This is a genomic window from Stenotrophomonas sp. C-A, from assembly GCF_054030835.1.
In genome coordinates, this window is the sequence record NZ_CM132916.1 from 4,518,855 (window position 1) to 4,533,246 (window position 14,392).

Here is a 14,392-nt window from a genome sequence, read left to right on the forward strand (position 1 = left end):
AACCACGACGGGCTGCCGCGGAAGATGTGACCCAACTTACACGGGCACGGCGTCGTCGGCGATGGGCAGAAGCGAAATCTCCGCCGGCGTGGCGCAGGCCAGGCGATCGCGGCCCGCGGCCTTGGCCCGGTACAGCGCCGCGTCTGCCGCTGCCAGCAGCGTGGACAGGTCGCCGTGGCCGTCGTCCATGGCCAGGCCGATGCTGGCGGTGACCGCCACCGGCCCGGTGGTCAGCCGCGCCGGCTTCTGCTGCAGAGCGGTACGGATCGCCGCAGCCCACGCCATCGCTTCGTCCTGCGTGCTGCCGGCCAGCACCAGCACGAACTCCTCGCCCCCGTAGCGGCCCAGCAGCGTGTCCTGGCCTTGCAAACCGTGCTGCAGCAGCGCAGCGAAGTGGCGCAGTACCTGGTCTCCGGCCAGATGGCCCCAGCGGTCGTTGATCTGCTTGAAGTGATCGACGTCGACCAGCAACAGGGCCAGTGGCCGGCCCTGCCGACGCAGCCGCTGCAACTGTGCCTGGCCATCGGCCAGCACCGCGCTGCGGTTGAGCAGCCCGGTCAGCCCATCGGTGCGCGCCGCACGCCGCAGATCGACCAGCATGCGTTCGACCAGCAGCAGCACCATCGCAAAGCACCGCGCCAGTTCCAGCATCACGCCGGCAAGGTAGGTGACGAACATCGGTGTACCGGTGCGCATGATGTCCTCGCCGGCATCGGGTGCCACCGGCAGGAACAGGCGCACCGCGTACAGGGCCGCCTCGGCCAGGAACACCGCCGCCGCCAGGCGGCAGCTGTTGCGCTGCTGCACGGGGGCATGCCGCAGCAGCAAGCACGCGATCCAGCCATCGACCAGCAGCGTGAACACACTGAACACCTGCAGGCGCACGCCCAGGTCCGGCCACAGCACCAGGAAGGCGAAGATGCCGGCCATGAAGGCGGCCGCCATCAACAATGGACGCCACAGCGGCAGCGGCTGTTCCAGATGCAGCGCCACGCCGCGCAGCATCAGCACCGCGCAGCCGGCCATCGCCGCGTTCCCGGCCAGTATGGCCGGCGCCAACAGCAGGTAGGGTCGCAGCGCCAGCAGGGTCACACCCAGGGTCAGCAGCCACAGGCTGGCGGTCCACAGGCGCAGCACCGGTTGCCCGCGCAGCACCACCAGCAACAATGAGAACCCCACGGCAATGCCGATGCAGAGCAGGAAGCCAAGCACGGTAATGGTCGGGAAATCCAGGGACATGCGGCGCTCATCGGCCGGGGCGGCGCGCGCATCTTAGCGCCTTGTGGTGCGATCCCCCCGGCGCTTCCCGCCCCGATGGCGATGCGGGGTCTGAAAACGGCGAGCACGGCGGCCGGCGTATGCGCAGAATCCGCGGAAAACCAAGGAGACGCTCATGCAAGCGTGGTACCTCGGTGGCATCGACCACCGCCCGTTCCTGCACCTGTTCGAGAAGAGCGACACCGCGCTGGCTGCGCTGGGCATCCAGCGTCGCTGGGCCGGCGAAACAGGAGGACACCCCTGCCGGATCAGCCTGAGCGATCCGCCCGGTGGCAGCGAGCTGCTGCTGTTGTCCCATGTGCACCTGCCCCTGCACTCGCCCTATCACGCCTCGGGCCCGATCTTCGTGCAGCGTGGCGTGACCCGATGCGTGCTGCCGCCAGGTGAAGTACCGCCGTACGTACAGCGCCGGATGATCTCGTTGCGCGCCTATGACCAGGCTGCATGGATGCTGGCCGCAGAGATCAGCGCGGGCACGGACGTCTCCGCTCGGCTGGACGCGCTGTTTGCCGATCCTGCCGTGGCCTTCGTGCAGCTGCACAACGCGGCGCACGGCTGCTTCTCATGCCAGGCGGATCGCGTGGGCATGGCGCCGACGTAGCAGGATCTCCACGACGTGATCGTTGCCACGCCGAAGACGTGATCGTCAGCGCATCCGTTCAGTCCCGCGTGAAGCCTGCGGGAAGGGCTTCACACCCACAGTCACGGATCGGCATTTCCATGGTTCCGCACCCTGCGCTGCGACTCGATACTCGCCGTGGTGCCGCCGAAAGTCCGCCGTGCAGCGCAGCTCCTGCGGTCACCGCTCTCTTTCGACGACCACAAGGAAGCGCCATGTCATTCCGATCCACACCGCTGTTGCTGGCCACTTCACTGGCCGCCGCTGGACTGCTGCTGGCCGGCGATACATTTGCCCATGGCACCATGACCACGCCGATCAGCCGCGTCTATGCCTGCTTCCAGGGCAATCCCGAGAACCCGACCAACCCGGCCTGTGCCGCGGCCAAGGCCATCGGCGGCTCACAGGCGTTCTACGACTGGAACGGCATCAACCAGGCCAACGCCAACGGCAACCACCAGGCCGTGGTGCCCGACGGCAAGCTGTGCAGCGGCAACAACCCGACCTTCCGTGGCCTGGATGTAAACCGCAGCGACTGGCAGACCACGCCCATCCACGCCGATGCCAATGGCAAGTTCACCTTCGTGTTCAAGGCGACCGCGCCACATGCCACGCGTGACTGGCGCTTCTTCGTCACCCGCGAAGGCTGGCAGCCGGGCAGCCCGCTGGGCTGGGCCGATCTGCAGGAGTTCTGCACCCTGGGCAATACGCCGCTGTCGGCCGATGGCACCTACAAGCTGCAGTGCACGCTGCCGCAGCGCACCGGCCAGCATGTGATCTACAACACCTGGCAGCGCTCGGATTCGACCGAAGCGTTCTACACCTGCATGGACGTGCGTTTTGAAGGCGGTGGTGGTACGACACCGGCACCGCAATGGCAGGATGCTGGCCCGGTCACCGCACGCGGCGACCTGCCGGTGGGAACGACGCTCGCACTGCGCGTATTCAACGCCAACGGCAACGATGTCGAACGTGTGGAAACGACCTTGGGCAGCGGCCAGACGTCTGCCACGCAATGGCCATTGATTCTGGCGCGCAAGGTCAATGGCAGTGCACAGCATGCGCGTGTGGGCGTGCTTGCCAATGGCGTGATCACGCCGTCGGCGTCGGCCACCGACAATCGCGTGTACCTGAAGGACGGCAACCGCTTCCAGCTCGATACCAGGGTGCCGGACCCGGGTACGCCGTCGCCGGGCGGTGATTTCGACCACGTGTACCCGGCGGGCATCGGCAGCTATGTACCGGGCCAGACGGTGGTGAAGAGCAGCGACGGCAAGCTGTATGCCTGCCGTCCGTTCCCGGAGGGCGCGTGGTGCAACGTCAACGCCGAGGCGTACCGGCCGGGTGTGGGTGCCGCCTGGCGCGATGCCTGGATCGCGTACTGAGACCGGGTGCAGGGAACGGTGGCAGAGCGCCGTTCCCTGCATAGCGTGAGACGCGCCAGCGCGTGAGTGTGAAGCCGTTCCCATACGGAACCACGCGATGCTTCTTTCAAAGTAATCCTATGGATGCGGGCGGGTGGGATGCAGAGACTTCGCGGGGTTTCACCACCCACAGGAGATCTCCATGCATCTGTCATATCGGACTGTCATCGCGCTGTCTGTGATTGCAGGCATTGCCACCGCTGGCAGCGCTTTCGCCCACGGCACCATGTCCAAACCCTCCAGCCGCGTCTATTCCTGTTATCAGGGCAATCCCGAAAATCCGACCAACCCGGCCTGTGCCGCCGCCAAGGCCGTCGGTGGCGCCCAGCCTTTCTACGACTGGGCCGGTGTCAATCAGGCCAACGCCAATGGCAACCATCAAGCGGTGGTTCCAGATGGCGAGTTGTGCAGCGGCGGCAACAGCAAGTACCGCGGCCTCGATCTGAACCGCAGTGACTGGCCGACCTCTCCGATCCATGCCGATTCGCGCGGGCGTTACACCTTCGAGTTCAAGGCCCCGGCCCCGCATGCCACCCGCGAGTGGAAGTTCTACGTCACCCGCGACGGCTGGCAGCCGGACAGCCCATTGCGCTGGGCCGACCTGCAGGAATTCTGCACGGTGGGCAACGTGCCGGTCTCCGGCGACGTCTACAAGCTGGATTGCCCGCTGCCCAAGCGCAGCGGCCAGCACATCATCTACAACACCTGGCAGCGCTCGGATTCCGGTGAAGCGTTTTATACCTGCGCGGACGTGCGCTTCGAAGGCGGTGGTGGCGTCGAACCGCCGCCGCAGTGGCAGGATGCCGGCCCGGTCACCGCCCGCGGTGCGCTGGACGTGGGCTCCACCGTGACCCTGCGCGTGTTCAACGCCCAGGGCAACGATCTGGAGCGCCCGGAGATCACCCTGGCCGCAGGTCAGACCGCTGCGAACCAGTGGCCGCTGGCGCTGGCCCGCAAGGTCAACGCCAGTGCACAGCAGGCGCGCGTAGGCGTGATGAAGAACGGCGTGATCACACCGGTCGCCTCGGCCACCGAGAACCGCGTCTACCTGAAGCCGGGCAACCTGTTCCAGATCGATACCCGTGTGCCGGGCCCGATCGATCCGCCGCCGGGCGACGACTACGACTTCGTGTATCCGGCCGGTATCGGCAGCTACACGCCGGGCGAAACCGTGGTCAAGGGCACCGACGGCAGGCTCTACGCCTGCCGCCCGTTCCCGGAAGGCGCGTGGTGCAACGTCAATGCAGAGGCGTACCGTCCTGGCACCGGCGCTGCCTGGCGTGATGCCTGGATCGCGTACTGAGGCAGGTTCCGGGGGCGGCCTGTGGCCGCCTCCGGTTCATCGGGTTGCCGGCCGGCGGCCGGCACTACCCGGGTTTATTTGCTGCTGAAGGACTAAATAACAACGGAAAACTTATTTAAAGCATATAAATCAATTACTTATGCTTGAAATAAGACTTTCGACTTATGTGAGCCTTGTCAATTGATCCTCGAGACTCGCACTGCCTTTAGAGCCTTGCAGATCAAATCAGACACCTCAGCTGGAGAGACACCCAGCGCAGATGCCATTTGGCAGAATTCGAGAACGTCTAGACGACGTGATCCAGACTCTATTGAAGAAATGCGCTGTTGGGGCCACCCCAGATGGGCAGCAAGCTGAGTCTGACTGATGCCCAAGATCTCCCGATGCTCCCGAAGCTTTCCGACCAAACGGAGGTACGGGTTCTGATAGATCGTCTTCGTAGCCATCCGGTCCGCCTCAAGGAGCGGATGGAAATCTATGACCGGGGCACGGCATACATGAAAATCATGTAGACGACATCGTGCCGCCTTGGTAGCATCCGGACTGGTTAATTTGCCGGGGATCGAGTGATCTATGGCCGTAGCCAACAGACCCTCCTTCCTTCGTGGCCCGAGCTCGACTCACTTGTCGTATCGCTTGGTCCTTTCTACACCTGCGCCTGGTGTGCGCTTGAACGCTCCACTTCCGTTAGCGCGCCCGTTTCCTCAGACCCTGCTGTCGCCCAGCAACTCCTGCAATTCCTAAAAAGCGCAGGTGTTGTGACCGGTTCCAGTTCAGGCAACGGAGCCGTTAAGCGCTCTCTCTACGAACCGGTCAGTTGGTCCTACGTCGATGACCTGATTCTTCCTGATGACCTTGATGCAGCGCTCAAGGGGATGCTTGATGCTTGGCGCCCGACGCTTGATAAACACGCAAGACTTTGGATCTGGCGCCAGCTAGCGGATCGAGAGGCAAGCGCCTATCTCACATCATTGCTGCGCCGTCACCGTATCGGAGTGCACCGCGTAGATGAAATCCTGAGAAGTCAGGATGAGGAGTGGACTCGTCTGAGCCTGGGGCGGAAACGATACGTGCTCTGGTCATCTGTAAGGGGAGCAGCGAGCCAGTTCCTTAGTAGCGGTGGCAACGAGGACGCCGCACTAGAAGTGCTTTCCCGAGAGATGCGAAGGAGGACGCGCTGGCTGGTAGTAAAGGCGGCCGCGGGTGAACTTCGAAGAACCGACTATTGCTTCCTTCCTGACACAGGTTGGCGACGACCACTGATGATCGATGTAGCGCTGGAAAGCATACTGAAGATAGGCGATGACTACTGGCTTGCAGCTCCATCCTTGGGCGAAATCTAGTCAAAACAGAGGCCCTCGATTACCCACTTCCCTGGCTCAGCTGAACCAAGAATCACGAGACTTGATAGATGCGTCCAATCATTCTTGCACTGGACCTTGAGGGAACACTTATCTCCAATGCCGTCAGTCAAATACCCCGACCCGGCCTGATGGAGTTCCTAAACTATGCCAGCAGCACCTTCAATCGGATCGTCATGTTCACCTCTGTACCCCAAAAGGTTGTTGCAGAGATTACATCCCTCTTGGTGCTGGAGGGACGCGCTCCCGAATGGTCTCAACATCTCCCATACATCGAATGGGACGGTCCGACGAAGGACCTTCGATTCGTTTCGGCAGAACTTGGCGAGGCACTGTTGCTGGATGATCACGGGGCCTACGTGCATCCCGGCCAACACTTCCTCTGGATTGAAGCCCCTCTCTTCGCTGCACCATATTCTGATGGAGACGAGGGGCTGCAGCTGGTGATCCAGCGTCTTGAGGAGCGCCTCAATCCAGGCAGCACAAAGCCCAAGGCGCGGCCTTAGTGGATGGAGTGTGCCGTGGATGCAATCTTCGGACGCCGCAGTGAGACACCGCCAGCCCCCAATACTCGAGGATTCTGTGCACAGAACTAGCTTGTCTCATCCGTTGCAGATTGCGGGACTTTCCGTCGGTGCCAACGGAGGAACCATAGGCGTTACCTTTGCCCCCGGTAAGCATCAGAAAGTTGCAATGACGGGCTCGTGGTGTAGAGATCTCGAGCTCGATCTAGCGTCCGTCTCAGCTTGGGGATGTCGCCATCTGCTTTCCTTGATTGAACCGTGGGAGTTCGACGATCTCGGGATAGGGTCGCTACCCGAACGCGCGCGCGCTCATGGCCTGCACTGGCATGGTCTTCCGATTCGTGATGGAGAAGCGCCGGATCCTCAGTTCTTGGACGAGTGGACACGACTAGGCCCCGTCCTCACTGACGATTTGCTCCGCGGTGACAAAGTAGTCGTTCATTGCAAAGGAGGGCTTGGCAGAGCGGGCACCGTGGCTTCGATGCTACTGCTCGAGAGCAGATCATGCCTAAGCGCTGAAGAAGCTATGGCCAGAGTTCGGAGTGCTCGTCCCGGAGCCGTGGAAACGGCGGAGCAAGAGCGCTTCCTTCTTCACTGGGCTTCTCGGATGCTCTAGAACCGTGTGCGCTGAAGCATCCGTTCTGAACTCTTGACACGGCACTAATCACGTCCAGACCTGTGAACCTCCCAGTGCCGGATCAGCTTCGCCCCGGTGCTCATCGGTGAATCTGAGAACCCGCGGGGAGGTCAGCAATCAGAGGTTTGAGGGGATCTCCCCACGGCAGGCGTATAAGTAGGGAAGGATGAGGAGATCTCCACATGAATGATCTAGACGATTGGCTGTCCAGAGCCTCGGCAGCTACAAGGCCAGACGGCCATGATCGGGCCACCGATAGCCTGGTCCGACGCCTGTCCCAGGAAGCTTCCCCTTCGCAATGGGCCGGTAAGCGAGAGTTCCGCCGGGCACTCGCATGCGCGGCGCTCGCGGCGGTGCTTACCTGCGGAGGAGTAGGCTCCGCCTTCTTTGTCACCCAGGCACCCTCGCGCCCGACATGGGTCGCGGCCCCAGCTTCCATGTCCCCATACGCTCTACTGGTGGAACGCTGATGGCAATCGGACCCCTCATGAGGCTGCCGCTGGCAACAATCGCTGGCGCCATCATTGGCGTAGTGTGCGCGCTGGCTATCGGCTGGATCTGGCACTCGCTCAATCCTGGGCACAGCGATCTCCATGAACGCCTTCACGCCGTGGTGCCTCTGGACGACTCGGAGAAGCAGATCCTCCAGGCCAAGGAACAGCTGTTCGCAACAAGGCGAGGTGAGATCGAAGCGCGCCTGCGGATTGCCAACCGCCAGCTGGCGGACGCCATCGCGGCTGACCCCAAATGGAACCCCCAGGTGGAACGTGCAAGTCGTGAGGTGGAGCGGGCTGCGGGCGATCTCCAGCGCATCACGCTCGAGCATGTGTTCGAGATGCGCGAGGGCTTGAAACCCGAGCACCGGCCGGCCTACGACAAGGCACTCCTTGAAGCACTTCGCACCGACTCTCCCTGAGCCCCACAAACGTTGTGACCATCGAGGACGACAACAACTGGGCAGTTGAAGCTGCGGCGGGTGATGCTGAGGCCTTCGCTCGCCTGGTCCGCCGTCACTCGCCAGCAATCAAGCAGATGGTTCGAGGCATGGGTCTGCCCGAAACCGACGTCGATGATGTCGTGCAGGAGACATTCGTTGCCGCTTGGCGAGGCCTGTCAGAGTACGATCCGACGCGCTCGGTACTTCCTTGGCTGATGCGTATTGGAATCAACAAGGTTCGTGATACGCAACGGTTTCGACGCGTCCGCCACTTCCTGTTTCGGGCCAAGCCTTTGGATGATGAGGAAGGACGCGCCCTGCATTCCGAGCAGGCCGGGCCAGAGCAGGTTGCCGGTTCTCAGCTTGAGCTCGCAGAAGTAAGAAGGGTTCTCAACACGATCGACCCGAGCCTGCGTGAAGCTCTGGTTCTGACTGCCTTCGTCGGCCTTTCCCAGGTTGAAGCAGCTTCCGCCCTGGGTATCAGTCTCAAAACGATAGAGGGTCGCGTCCTGAGAGCGCGGGCCAAACTGACAGATGCACTGAGCCGCGGGAAATAAATTTTCGCCGGATTCGAGGGGAAGGCCGCGCAGGCCGCGTAGTGCAGAAAGACGGCCGAGATTGCGGCCCCACTGCACCGGATCCTCATGAAACCATCATTGCTTGCCCTGACGGTGATGCTGGCCCTGACCAGTATCTCTGCGGCCTATGCCTCGGACGCCCCGAACTTCAGCGCGTTGCTCGAGCAGAGCAGGGCCCAATCCCCCTTCCTTCAGGAAAAGGGGTTCGACACAGCTGCCGCTGCGGGCGAAGCCCGCCAAGCGCGAGCGCTACGTAACCCCACCATTGATGCCCTCGCAGAGAATCTCAACGCTCCCCCCAGCAATGGCGCGAGCCAGCGGCAGACGACCTACACCATCAGCCAGCCACTCGAGATCTTTGGCCAACGTGGGGCTCGAATCCAGGCGGGAGAGAAAGGGCTGCAGGCGGCCGAAGCTCGCCAGCACCAGGCGCAAGTCGAATTCGCCGCAGCCTTGGCTGTTGCCTACGCGTCTTCCGAAGCTGGGCTGATACGGCGCGACATTGCTGCCGAAGATGTTGATCGCGCCAGAGGCGACCTGAAGGCAGCTCAGGCGCTGGTTGACGCAGGAAAGGAGGCCAGCCTGCGCGTAGCACAAGCCCAGGCAGGCTTGAGCTCAGCAGAAGCGATTGCCGCCTCAAGAGAGGCAGAGGCGGCTGCAGCTCTCGAGCAACTGTCAGTACTGGCGGGAAGAGCGGAACCCTACTCAGGCACGTCCGAGTCACTCCTGGTGCGCGAGTGGGTTGCGCCCGCAATTGCGAACGTCGATTCGGCATCTGTCCTGTCTGCGAAGGCAGACGTCGACGCGAGCGATGCGGTTCTGCGCACTGAACGCTTCAAGCGGGCACCGGACCTGAACCTCACCGCAGGCCGTCGCAACTTCGCCGCCGGTGGGGACGCATTGGTCGTCGGCGTGTCTCTGAGCATCCCATTGTTTGACCGGAACAGTGGCGGGATCAGCGCGGCTCGAGCACGGAGCGACGCCGCCCGTGCTCGATTGGATGCCGCACGCCTCCAGAGCCAGGCGGACCGTGCGACTGCGCTTGCGCGTGTTGACGCCGCCAAGCGAGGACTGATCGCTGCCTCCAAGGGAGAGGAAGCAGCCACGGAAGCCTACCGAATGGCGCGCTTGGGATACGAGGCCGGTAGAACCCCACTGGTTGAGCTGCTGCTTAGCCGTCGCACGCTGACGGACGCGAGGCTGAGCGTGGTGGATGCACGACTCGCACGCGTTGCCGCCTACGCATCGCTCGCCGTGGCCAGCGGTCAGATTGCCTTTGGAGACATGTAGATGAAGAGAAGTATTCCGGCTGTTAACACCCTGACGATGATCGGCGTGGCTACCTTGGCGCTTGGCGCAGGATTTGGCATTGCACGCTTATCCGCCCCTTCAGAGACGGTGGTCGACCCCGCGAAAGACGAAGCCAGCGCCAGTGCGCCGGCGGAGGCGGCTCAGGAAGTCGCGATTCCCAAGGAGTATGTTGCCGCTGCGGGGATCTCGGTGGAGCCCGTCACTTCCGCTCAGGTAGCGGCGAACATCACCGCATCGGGTTCGGTCGTGGCAATCCCCGGTGGTGAGGCCGTCGTGGTGGCACGTGCGGCCGGTAACGTCACCGATGTCATCCGGCAGGTGGGCGACAAGGTGAAGAAGGGCGAAGTGCTGGCACGCGTAGCCAGCCCTGATGGGGCCCGTATTGCGGCTGACCTTCGTGTGGCCAGCGCCAGCCTCTCCCTCGCCGAAAAGAACGTCAAGCGCGATGAGTCGTTGCTCGCACAGGGCGTGTTGGCACGACAAGAGGCCGAGGCGAGTCGCGCCGCTTATCTCACAGCGCAAGCAGAAGCACAACGCGCTGCCCTGGTGGCACGCACCGCCAATGTGGATGGAGGAGGTAGCGTCAACGTCATCAGCCCTATCGATGGAACCATCAGCAGCTCGCAAGTGACTCTGGGCGCTTTCGTCGAGCCGCAGGCCTCCCTCTATAGGGTCACAGGTTCCAATGGCGTGGAGATTCAGGCCTCCGTTCGTGCGGGTGACACCGGTCGGATCAAGGCCGGCGACAGCGCGTCCATTACCCGCTCCGACGGAAGCGTCACCTCAGGCAAGGTCCGTTCAGTTGCTGCCGCCGTAGGTGGGCTGACAAGGGCTGCCACAGTCGTAATCACCCCGAGCGCAGAGGCGAACGGATTGGTTGTGGGTGACGGTGTGCAGGTCCGGCTGGTCACCGCTTCCGGATCGGGTGAGGGGCTGTCTGTCTCGGAAGAGGCGGTCCAGAACATCGACGGAAAAGACGTCCTCTTCGTCAGAACCAGTAAGGGGTTCACTGCACAGCCGGTCTTCATTGGCCTCCGTAGCGGTGGTATGGCGCAGATCCTTTCTGGCGTCACTGCGGGAACCCCGGTTGCTACCCGTAATGCGTTTCTGGTGAAGGCCGAGATGAAAAAGTCGGGCGGAGACGAGTAATGATCGAGCAAGTACTTACGGGTGCCGTACGGCACCGCTGGCTGGTTCTGTTCATCACACTGGTGATTGCGGTGATCGGCGGGTGGCAACTGAACCTGCTACCGATCGACGTGACTCCGGATATCACGAACAAGCAGGTCCAGATCAACACCGTCATCCCGACGCTGAGTCCAGTGGAGGTCGAGAAGCGCGTTACCTACCCGATCGAGACCGCGATGGCAGGACTTCGGGGCGTCGCGAACACCCGGTCGTTCTCGCGCAACGGCTTCAGCCAGGTCACGGTGATCTTCGATGAGAGCGCAGACCTCTACTTCATGCGCCAACAGGTCACCGAGCGACTGACTCAGGCTCGGCCCCAGTTGCCGGAGGGTGCCGAACCGCTGATGGGCCCGGTTTCGACCGGGTTGGGCGAAGTATTCCACTACAGCGTTGAATTCACCCACCCAGATGGCAAAGATGCCCCGCGAAATGATGGTAAGCCTGGCTGGCAAAGCGACGGTTCGTTCCTGACTGATCAGGGGGAACGGCTGACGGACAACATGGCACGTCTGGCCTACTTGCGCACAGTCCAGGACTGGATTGTGCGGCCTCAGCTGCGCACGACGCCGGGCGTAGCAGACGTCGACAGCCTCGGCGGCTACGTCAAGGAGTATGTCGTTGAGCCCAATGCGAGCAAGCTCGCAGAGTACGGGTTCTCCTATACCGACCTAGCCGACGCGTTGCAGGATGCCAACCTGTCGGTCGGAGCAGACTACATCCAGAGGTCGGGCGAGTCCTATCTGGTGCGCGCAGACGCCCGCATCCGCTCCGTGGACGAGATTGCCCGTGCCGTTGTGGGCAATCGCAACGGAGTTCCCGTAACAGTGGGAGACGTCGCACGTGTGGTCGTTGACGGTGAGCTCCGCCGCGGTGCCGCCAGCCGCAATGGCTACGAGACCGTCGTTGGCAGCGCACTCATGCTGGTTGGCGCCAACAGCCGAACTGTGGCGGCCGCAGTGGGTGACAAGCTGCAGGAGATCGGCAAGACCATGCCGCCGGGCGTGAGGATTGTTCCCACGCTGGACCGATCCCAGCTGGTTGTCGCAACGATCAAGACCGTCGCCAAGAACCTGGCCGAAGGCGCTCTTCTAGTCGTGGTCATCCTATTTGCATTGCTCGGAAACTGGCGAGCTGCTGTCATTGCTGCATTGGTGATTCCGTTGTCCCTGCTGATCACCGCGATCGGCATGAACAAGCTCGGGATCTCTGGCAACCTGATGAGTCTGGGTGCGCTCGACTTTGGCCTGATCATCGACGGCGCGGTCATCATCGTCGAGAACGCGCTGCGCCGTTTGGCAGAGCGACAGCATGCACTTGGGCGCCCACTCAATCTATCGGAGCGGCTGCATGAAACGATCGCCTCGTCCAAGGAGATGGTCCGCCCGACCGTGTATGGGCAGGCGGTCATCTTCCTGGTCTTCGTGCCATGCCTGACCTTCCAGGGCGTCGAGGGAAAGATGTTCTCCCCGATGGTAATTACCCTGATGCTGGCGCTGGCCTCTGCATTCGTGCTCTCCCTCACTTTCGTTCCGGCGATGGTGGCGGTCATGCTCAAGGGCCACATTTCCGAGAAAGAAGTACGGGTAGTCGCTGCCACCAAGAGCCGCTATCAGCCGATGCTTCGCAGCGCAATCCGCCAACCCATGCCCTACCTGGCCGGTGGTCTTGGCGTCCTGGTGGCCGGCGTTGTGGCCTTTGGCTTTGTGGGTCGGGAGTTCATGCCCACATTGGATGAGCAGAATCTCAACCTGTCCTCCGTTCGCATCCCGTCCACATCGATCGAGCAGTCCGTCGCCATCGACCTTCCTCTTGAGAAGGCACTGATGACGTTGCCGGAGGTACAGACGGTGTACTCCAAGGCCGGTACCGCAAGCCTGGCCGCAGATCCCATGCCGCCCAACGCGTCCGACAACTACGTGATCCTCAAGCCCAAGGACCAATGGCCGGATGGAGTGAAGACCAAAGAGCAGGTGATCGAGAGGATTCGAGAGAAGACAGCCTTTCTTGTTGGTAACAACTATGACGCCACCCAGCCCATCGAGATGCGCTTCAATGAGCTGATCGGCGGCGTTCGTAGCGACGTTGCAGTCAAGATCTATGGCGAAGACCTGACGGCGCTTGCCGGCAGCGCTGACAAGATTGCGAGCGTCCTCAAGAAGATTCCGGGCGCATCGGATGTCCGTGTGGCGCAAACGGGAGGCTTCCCGACCTTTGACATGGCATTCGACCGGGCCGCGATCGCCCGTTACGGACTGACCGTCAAGGAAGTGGCCGACACAGTGTCTGCTGCGCTGGCAGGTCGCATGGCGGGCCAGATCTTCGAAGGTGATCGGCGCTTCGACGTAGTGGTTCGTCTGCCCCGTGTGGACCGCAGCGATCTCGATGTACTGGGAGCCGTTCCGGTCATGCTGCCGCCAGGCAGTCAGGAAGGCCGTCAGTCTGTTCCGCTTCGTGAATTGGTCAGCTTCCGCTTCACGCAGGGTCTGAACGAAGTCAGCCGCGACAATGGCAAACGTCGAATCTATGTGGAAGCGAATGTGGTCGGGCGTGACCTGGGTAGCTTCGTTGACGACGCCAAGGCGGCTATTGGCCAGCAGGTGCAGTTGCCCACCGGTTCCTGGATCGAATGGGGCGGGCAGTTCCAAAATCTGCAGGCAGCAACGAAGCGACTGGCGATCATTGTGCCTCTCTGCTTCATCCTCATTGCGGCCGTCCTCTACATGGCGATTGGCAACGGTTTGCTGACAGGTACGGTACTGACTGCAGTGCCACTTGCTCTGGCCGGTGGATTCTTCGCATTGGCGTTGAGAGGAATCCCCTTCTCGATCTCAGCCGCTGTGGGCTTCATCGCGGTATCTGGTGTCGCGGTGCTCAACGGCCTGGTTCTGATCTCCGCGATCAAGAAACGCCTGCACGAGGGGCTTCCGCCAGATGAGGCGGTCGAACTGGGTGCAATGGAGCGCGTCAGACCGGTTCTTATGACCGCGCTGGTTGCCTCCCTGGGCTTCGTCCCGATGGCGATTGCAACGGGTACGGGCGCCGAAGTGCAGAAGCCACTGGCTACAGTGGTTATCGGGGGTCTTGCCACGGCAACCGTACTGACGCTGTTCGTGCTGCCTGCGCTGTGCGGGCTGGTACTCCGAAGAACTGCGCGCAGGAAGGCCGCGGGCATTGAAGACCCCCTGCCGGTACCCGAAGTCGATTGAGCACAAGCCCCTTCCACGGCTTCACG

At 62.3% G+C, this 14,392-nt stretch carries 14 protein-coding genes; 12 read left to right on the top strand and 2 right to left on the bottom strand.

Features of this window, described 5'->3' with window-relative positions:
• Positions 1 to 36: 36 nt before the first annotated feature.
• Positions 37 to 1,239 carry a GGDEF domain-containing protein gene (locus tag ACW5IY_RS20970; protein WP_049435825.1) on the bottom strand — a complete coding sequence of 401 codons (1,203 nt, stop codon included), beginning with the start codon at positions 1,237 to 1,239 and terminating at the stop codon, positions 37 to 39.
• 154 nt (positions 1,240 to 1,393) lie between these two features.
• Here ACW5IY_RS20970 and ACW5IY_RS20975 point away from each other — a divergent pair, with 154 nt between their 5' ends.
• The 3 genes from ACW5IY_RS20975 to ACW5IY_RS20985 all read left to right on the top strand — a co-directional run bounded on the left by ACW5IY_RS20975 (position 1,394) and on the right by ACW5IY_RS20985 (position 4,624).
• Positions 1,394 to 1,879 carry a DUF1203 domain-containing protein gene (locus ACW5IY_RS20975; RefSeq protein ID WP_049412357.1) on the top strand — a complete coding sequence of 162 codons (486 nt, stop codon included), beginning with the start codon at positions 1,394 to 1,396 and terminating at the stop codon, positions 1,877 to 1,879.
• 233 nt (positions 1,880 to 2,112) lie between these two features.
• Positions 2,113 to 3,282, top strand: coding sequence for a lytic polysaccharide monooxygenase (locus ACW5IY_RS20980; protein WP_049435826.1), 1,170 nt, complete (start codon positions 2,113 to 2,115; stop codon positions 3,280 to 3,282).
• 181 nt (positions 3,283 to 3,463) lie between these two features.
• Complete coding sequence (locus tag ACW5IY_RS20985) at positions 3,464 to 4,624, top strand: lytic polysaccharide monooxygenase (RefSeq protein WP_049435827.1); 1,161 nt, start codon at positions 3,464 to 3,466, stop codon at positions 4,622 to 4,624.
• 176 nt (positions 4,625 to 4,800) lie between these two features.
• Here the strand turns inward: ACW5IY_RS20985 and ACW5IY_RS20990 are convergent, their stop codons facing one another.
• Positions 4,801 to 5,070, bottom strand: coding sequence for a helix-turn-helix domain-containing protein (locus tag ACW5IY_RS20990; protein ID WP_075075810.1), 270 nt, complete (start codon positions 5,068 to 5,070; stop codon positions 4,801 to 4,803).
• A 120-nt stretch (positions 5,071 to 5,190) separates the two neighbouring features.
• Between ACW5IY_RS20990 and ACW5IY_RS20995 the strand changes: the two genes are divergently transcribed.
• The 9 genes from ACW5IY_RS20995 to ACW5IY_RS21035 all read left to right on the top strand — a co-directional run bounded on the left by ACW5IY_RS20995 (position 5,191) and on the right by ACW5IY_RS21035 (position 14,366).
• Positions 5,191 to 5,967: a hypothetical protein gene (locus tag ACW5IY_RS20995; protein WP_125899104.1), complete on the top strand. Its 777-nt coding sequence runs from the start codon at positions 5,191 to 5,193 to the stop codon at positions 5,965 to 5,967.
• 68 nt (positions 5,968 to 6,035) lie between these two features.
• Positions 6,036 to 6,491 (top strand): NIF family HAD-type phosphatase, encoded by a 456-nt coding sequence (locus ACW5IY_RS21000; RefSeq protein ID WP_032961321.1) that lies wholly within the window; start codon positions 6,036 to 6,038, stop codon positions 6,489 to 6,491.
• 187 nt (positions 6,492 to 6,678) lie between these two features.
• Positions 6,679 to 7,125 carry a cyclin-dependent kinase inhibitor 3 family protein gene (locus ACW5IY_RS21005; RefSeq protein WP_226053690.1) on the top strand — a complete coding sequence of 149 codons (447 nt, stop codon included), beginning with the start codon at positions 6,679 to 6,681 and terminating at the stop codon, positions 7,123 to 7,125.
• A 203-nt stretch (positions 7,126 to 7,328) separates the two neighbouring features.
• On the top strand, positions 7,329 to 7,616 hold the full coding sequence (locus ACW5IY_RS21010; protein ID WP_133308083.1) for a CnrY/NccY family anti-sigma factor: 288 nt from the start codon (positions 7,329 to 7,331) through the stop codon (positions 7,614 to 7,616).
• Between the two features lie 17 nt (positions 7,617 to 7,633).
• A complete protein-coding gene (locus ACW5IY_RS21015; protein ID WP_087786541.1) occupies positions 7,634 to 8,062 on the top strand; it encodes a periplasmic heavy metal sensor in 429 nt (142 codons plus the stop codon).
• A gap of 14 nt (positions 8,063 to 8,076) precedes the next feature.
• Positions 8,077 to 8,640, top strand: coding sequence for an RNA polymerase sigma factor (locus tag ACW5IY_RS21020; RefSeq protein WP_049400889.1), 564 nt, complete (start codon positions 8,077 to 8,079; stop codon positions 8,638 to 8,640).
• Positions 8,641 to 8,727: 87 nt separating this feature from the next.
• Positions 8,728 to 9,951 carry a TolC family protein gene (locus tag ACW5IY_RS21025; RefSeq protein WP_008266451.1) on the top strand — a complete coding sequence of 408 codons (1,224 nt, stop codon included), beginning with the start codon at positions 8,728 to 8,730 and terminating at the stop codon, positions 9,949 to 9,951.
• Entirely contained in the window at positions 9,952 to 11,121 is a 1,170-nt protein-coding gene (locus ACW5IY_RS21030; protein ID WP_032961315.1) for an efflux RND transporter periplasmic adaptor subunit, read from the top strand. It begins immediately after the preceding gene.
• Positions 11,121 to 14,366, top strand: coding sequence for a CusA/CzcA family heavy metal efflux RND transporter (locus ACW5IY_RS21035; protein ID WP_008266162.1), 3,246 nt, complete (start codon positions 11,121 to 11,123; stop codon positions 14,364 to 14,366). The genes ACW5IY_RS21030 and ACW5IY_RS21035 overlap by 1 nt, the downstream gene beginning before the upstream one ends.
• Positions 14,367 to 14,392 lie beyond the last annotated feature (26 nt).

Bases quoted from the DNA above. Each gene is read 5' to 3' on its own strand.
- ACW5IY_RS20985 (WP_049435827.1), top strand. From the start codon at position 3,464: ATGCATCTGTCATATCGGACTGTCATCGCGCTGTCTGTGATTGCAGGC.
- ACW5IY_RS20975 (WP_049412357.1), top strand. From the start codon at position 1,394: ATGCAAGCGTGGTACCTCGGTGGCATCGACCACCGCCCGTTCCTGCAC.
- ACW5IY_RS21025 (WP_008266451.1), top strand. From the start codon at position 8,728: ATGAAACCATCATTGCTTGCCCTGACGGTGATGCTGGCCCTGACCAGT.
- ACW5IY_RS21030 (WP_032961315.1), top strand. From the start codon at position 9,952: ATGAAGAGAAGTATTCCGGCTGTTAACACCCTGACGATGATCGGCGTG.
- ACW5IY_RS21010 (WP_133308083.1), top strand. From the start codon at position 7,329: ATGAATGATCTAGACGATTGGCTGTCCAGAGCCTCGGCAGCTACAAGG.
- ACW5IY_RS21015 (WP_087786541.1), top strand. From the start codon at position 7,634: ATGAGGCTGCCGCTGGCAACAATCGCTGGCGCCATCATTGGCGTAGTG.
- ACW5IY_RS21005 (WP_226053690.1), top strand. From the start codon at position 6,679: ATGACGGGCTCGTGGTGTAGAGATCTCGAGCTCGATCTAGCGTCCGTC.
- ACW5IY_RS20970 (WP_049435825.1), bottom strand. From the start codon at position 1,239: ATGTCCCTGGATTTCCCGACCATTACCGTGCTTGGCTTCCTGCTCTGC.
- ACW5IY_RS20980 (WP_049435826.1), top strand. From the start codon at position 2,113: ATGTCATTCCGATCCACACCGCTGTTGCTGGCCACTTCACTGGCCGCC.
- ACW5IY_RS21035 (WP_008266162.1), top strand. From the start codon at position 11,121: ATGATCGAGCAAGTACTTACGGGTGCCGTACGGCACCGCTGGCTGGTT.
- ACW5IY_RS21000 (WP_032961321.1), top strand. From the start codon at position 6,036: ATGCGTCCAATCATTCTTGCACTGGACCTTGAGGGAACACTTATCTCC.
- ACW5IY_RS20990 (WP_075075810.1), bottom strand. From the start codon at position 5,070: ATGGCTACGAAGACGATCTATCAGAACCCGTACCTCCGTTTGGTCGGA.